The following is a 3704-nucleotide window of genomic DNA, read 5'->3' as shown; positions in this document are numbered from 1 at the left end:
GCGTCGGTCGCGACGCCGGTCCAAGGCGATTCGTCGTCCGCGGTTCGGTATTGTCCGATTCGCATGTGAAGTGTGTCGTTGAAAGAGAGATTTCGCGGGCGTTACAGGTCGATGCCGGCCTCGTCGAGCAGCCGTTCGCCGGAGGCGACGAACCGGTCGAACTCCTCGCGGACCTTCGGGTTCGTCAGCTCGCCGTCGCGCTTGACGACCTCGCCGTCGACGAGGACGGTGTCGATATGCGAGGGGTCCGACTGGAACACGACGGTCTGGACCGGCGAGTGCGACGGGGCGGTCATGAAGTCGTTCGCGTCGAACAAGACGAGGTCGGCGCGCTTACCGGGGGTGATCGTCCCGATCTCGTCGTCGAGCTGGAGCGCCTTCGCGCCCTCGATGGTGGCCATTTCGAGGGTGTCGCGCGCGGAGATCGAGACCTCGGTGACCTCCTCGTCGCCCTCCAAGACCGCCTGGTTGTCGAACATGCGCTGGAGCTGCATGCCGATCCGCATCTGGCTGCCCATGTCGCCGCTGACGTTCGAACAGACGTCGACGCCCCACGCGGGCCGGCCGCCCGCCTCCAGCACCTTGCCGGTGACGGGGATGCCGTGACCCATCTGCATCTCGACTTCCGGCGTCGACGAGAAGGAGACCCCCTGCTCGATCGCGTGGTCGATGTCCTCCTGCGAGAAGTGGTTCCCGTGGGCGACGTTGACGTCGGGACCGAGCAGGTCTTCGAGGCAGCCGAAGCCCTGGTAGTCGCCGCCGTACTCCGAGGACGGCCACAGCGCGGCCCCCATGTGGATCGTCGAGAGCGCGCCCAGATCGCGGGCCAGTTCCAGGTCGCCGCGGGCGGTCTCGTCGGTACAGAAGTCGGGACCGCGGAGGCCGAGTGCCAGGCTGAGCAGGTCGTCCTCGCGGATCTGGTCCTCGTGGAGCTGTCGGATGTTCTCCTCGGGAAGTCCCACGTCGCTCTCGTACCACCACTTCGCCGAGTCGTCGCCGGGCGGGCCGTAGGTGTACACCGCGCGCAGCCCGCTGTCTTTCAGCGCGTCGACCGCGCGCTCGCCGTGTTCGAGCGTGTTCGGGTACGACCAGTCGAGCGCCGTCGTCGTCCCCGTGTGGAGCTTCTCGAAGGCACCGAAGAGGCCGCCGAGGTACATGTCCTCGGGCCGGTACAGCCCGGTGATGTTGCCGAGCATGTGGTCGAAGTACTCGTTCATCAGCGACCAGTCCCCGGCGATGCCGCGTACCTGCGTCTGCGCGAGGTGGATGTGCGAGTCGACGAATCCGGGCACGACGATGTGGCCGGACGCGTCGATCTCCTCGGCGTTCGACGCGGAGAGTCCGCCCCCCACCTCGACGATCTCGCCGTCCTCGATCAGGATGTCGGCCTCGTCGAGCGTCCCCACGTCCGGGTCGAGCGAGACCACGGTCCCGTTTCGCACGATCGTTTGTGTCATGTTCGATAATAGGGTTTGACCAAGAGGTTAAAAGTTTACCGGGCGGTAAAGTAGCGAGGGCGGTATCGAGGGGCGAGCGTATTATGTACCTCACACGTAGAGTGACGGTATGAGCGAATCACAGGGCGGATCGGCGAGCGAGTCCGCCGAGTCCCCGACCGAAAACGCCGACGCCGACGAGGGGTCCGCGGGCGAGACGGTGTCCTCTAAAGACACGAAGGAGGTGATCATGGAGGCGACCTTCCGCGCGCTGAGCAAGCACGGGTACAAGGACCTCCGGATGCGCGACATCGGCGAGGAGATGGACCTCACCCGGCAGGTGATCCACTACCACTTCGACGGGAAGTACGACCTGATGTCCTCGTTCCTCGAACACATCATCGACCAGTACGAGGGCAGCGTGGTCGTCGACGGCGACGCGGACCCCCGGACTGAACTCCGCGCCCGGGTCGACCAGTGTCTGTTCGGGCCCGAGTTCGAGGAGTTCAGCCACTGGGACCGGATGAAGGTGTACCACGAGCTGTACACGCAGGCGCAAAACGACGGCGACCACCGCGAGATATTCAACGAGCACTACGAGCGTATCCGCGGCAGTATCGTCGAAGTCGTCGAGGAGGGCATCGAGGAGGGCGTCTTCCGCGACGTCGACGCCGAGCGGATGGGCCAGCTCGTGACCGACGTCATCCACGCCGCTCGCGGCCGGCGGATCTCGCTCGGCCACGAGGACGCGCCCGAGGAGGCGCGGAAGGCGATAGACGAGTTCATTCTGGAGTCGCTCGAACAGACGGAGTAGGCGGAGCAGACGGAGTAGGCGGAGCAGACGGAGTAGGCGGAACGGACCCCTTCTGCGATCGGCTCGACTCAGGCGTCGTCGACCGCGACGAGGCGCGGATCGGTTCTGTCGCGCCCCTCGCGGAGTCGATGGGAGCCGGCGAACCGAACGCGGTCGCCGGGAGACAGGTCTCCGTCGGCGGCCTGCGCGGTCAACTGTACCTCGTCGAACCGCACCAGCGCGAGGTAATTCGGCGCGCGAACGTCCGGCGGCGTGGTCTCGACCGTCGTCGTCGCGACGACCGTCCCGGTTTCGAGTCGAACCGTCGCGGTGTCCGCCGACGAACGGCCGCAGTTTGGGCAGCGGCGGCGGTCGTAGTACCAGCGGTTCCCGCAGTCGTCGCAGACGAACGCGCGGTCGGCGGGGAGGTCGCGGTCGGTCGGGGTATCGCGGTCGGTCGGGGTATCGCGGTCCGTCACGCGCGCAACACCGTACAGACGCTGTTGTTTCCGAACCCGGCGACGTTGATCGCGAATCCCGTTTCCGCCCCGTCGACGCGTCGGGTCTCGGGGAGGTCGCCGCGCAGTTGCCACACGAGTTCGACGATCTGGGAGAGTCCGGTCGCGCCGAGGGGGTGCCCACGGGCCTTGAGCCCGCCCCCGGGGTTGACCGGGATGTCGCCGTCGAGCGCGGTCTCGCCGTCGAGGGTCGCCTCCCACGCGGTTCCGGTCTCGTAGAAGCCGAGCTCCTCCAGTTCGATCAGTTCGAGGACCGTGAACGCGTCGTGGATACAGGCGACGTCGACGTCGTCGGGACCGATCCCCGCGCGGTCGAAGACGCGTTCTCCGGCGGTGCTGACGGAGTCGATGGAGAGCGGGTCGGACCGCTCCGCGACGGCGTGGGTCCCGGTGGCGCTCGCGATGCCGGCGACGCGGGGGGCGGACGACCCCCCCGTTCCCGCTGTTCCTTCCCGAGTCAGGACGACCGCGGCGGCACCGTCCGACATCGGACAGCAGTCGTACAGTCGAAGCGGTGCGGCGACCACCGGCGAGTCGAGCGCGTCCGCGACGTCGATCGGTTTTCGGAACTGCGCGACCGGGTTGTCGACCGCGTTGGCGTGGTTCTTCGCCGCGACCGCGGCGAGGGCTTCGCGGGGCGCGTCGTGGCGATCGAGGTACGCGCCGGCCGCGAGACCGCCGAAGGAGGGGAGCGTTATCCCCTGCGCGTACTCCCGTCGGTGGACGAGCCGGCTGATCGCCTCGGTGACGTCGCGCGTGTCGCCCGCAGACATCCGCTCGGCACCGACGATGAGGACGATATCGTCGTCGCCGCGCCCGACGCCCTCGCTGTGCCCGACGCCCTCACTGCCCTCGATGCGCTCGATACCCTCGACGCCGCGGTGGAAGGCGCTCGCGCCGGTCGCGCTCGTGTTCTCGATCCGGTCCGCGGACGCGCCGTCGAGGCCGAGCGGTGGC

The 3704-nt window shown here is 67.8% G+C and carries 3 protein-coding genes and 1 pseudogene (1 of these 4 cut by a window edge); 1 reads left to right on the top strand and 3 read right to left on the bottom strand.

Annotated elements, in window-relative coordinates; genetic code table 11:
- Positions 1-101 precede the first annotated feature (101 nt).
- Positions 102-1457, bottom strand: a complete 1356-nt coding sequence (locus BN903_RS09825; protein WP_048077559.1) for an amidohydrolase family protein — start codon at positions 1455-1457, stop codon at positions 102-104.
- 109 nt (positions 1458-1566) lie between these two features.
- On the opposite strand from BN903_RS09825, the gene BN903_RS09820 reads away from it, so the two are divergent.
- Positions 1567-2250, top strand: coding sequence for a TetR/AcrR family transcriptional regulator (locus tag BN903_RS09820; protein ID WP_048077558.1), 684 nt, complete (start codon positions 1567-1569; stop codon positions 2248-2250).
- A gap of 68 nt (positions 2251-2318) precedes the next feature.
- On the opposite strand, the gene BN903_RS09815 is transcribed toward BN903_RS09820, so the two are convergent.
- Complete coding sequence (locus BN903_RS09815; protein ID WP_048077557.1) at positions 2319-2708, bottom strand: OB-fold domain-containing protein; 390 nt, start codon at positions 2706-2708, stop codon at positions 2319-2321.
- Positions 2705-3704, bottom strand: a pseudogene (locus BN903_RS09810) (thiolase C-terminal domain-containing protein) (it continues 115 nt past the right edge of the window). Before BN903_RS09810 ends, BN903_RS09815 begins: the two are co-directional and overlap by 4 nt.

This window comes from Halorubrum sp. AJ67, assembly GCF_000513435.1.
Note: the sequence above shows the minus strand (reverse complement) of the source record. Positions and strands in the feature narration are given on the sequence as shown.

Coding starts and splice junctions, on each gene's coding strand:
- BN903_RS09825 (WP_048077559.1), bottom strand. CDS start 1,457: ATGACACAAACGATCGTGCGAAACGGGACCGTGGTCTCGCTCGACCCG.
- BN903_RS09820 (WP_048077558.1), top strand. CDS start 1,567: ATGAGCGAATCACAGGGCGGATCGGCGAGCGAGTCCGCCGAGTCCCCG.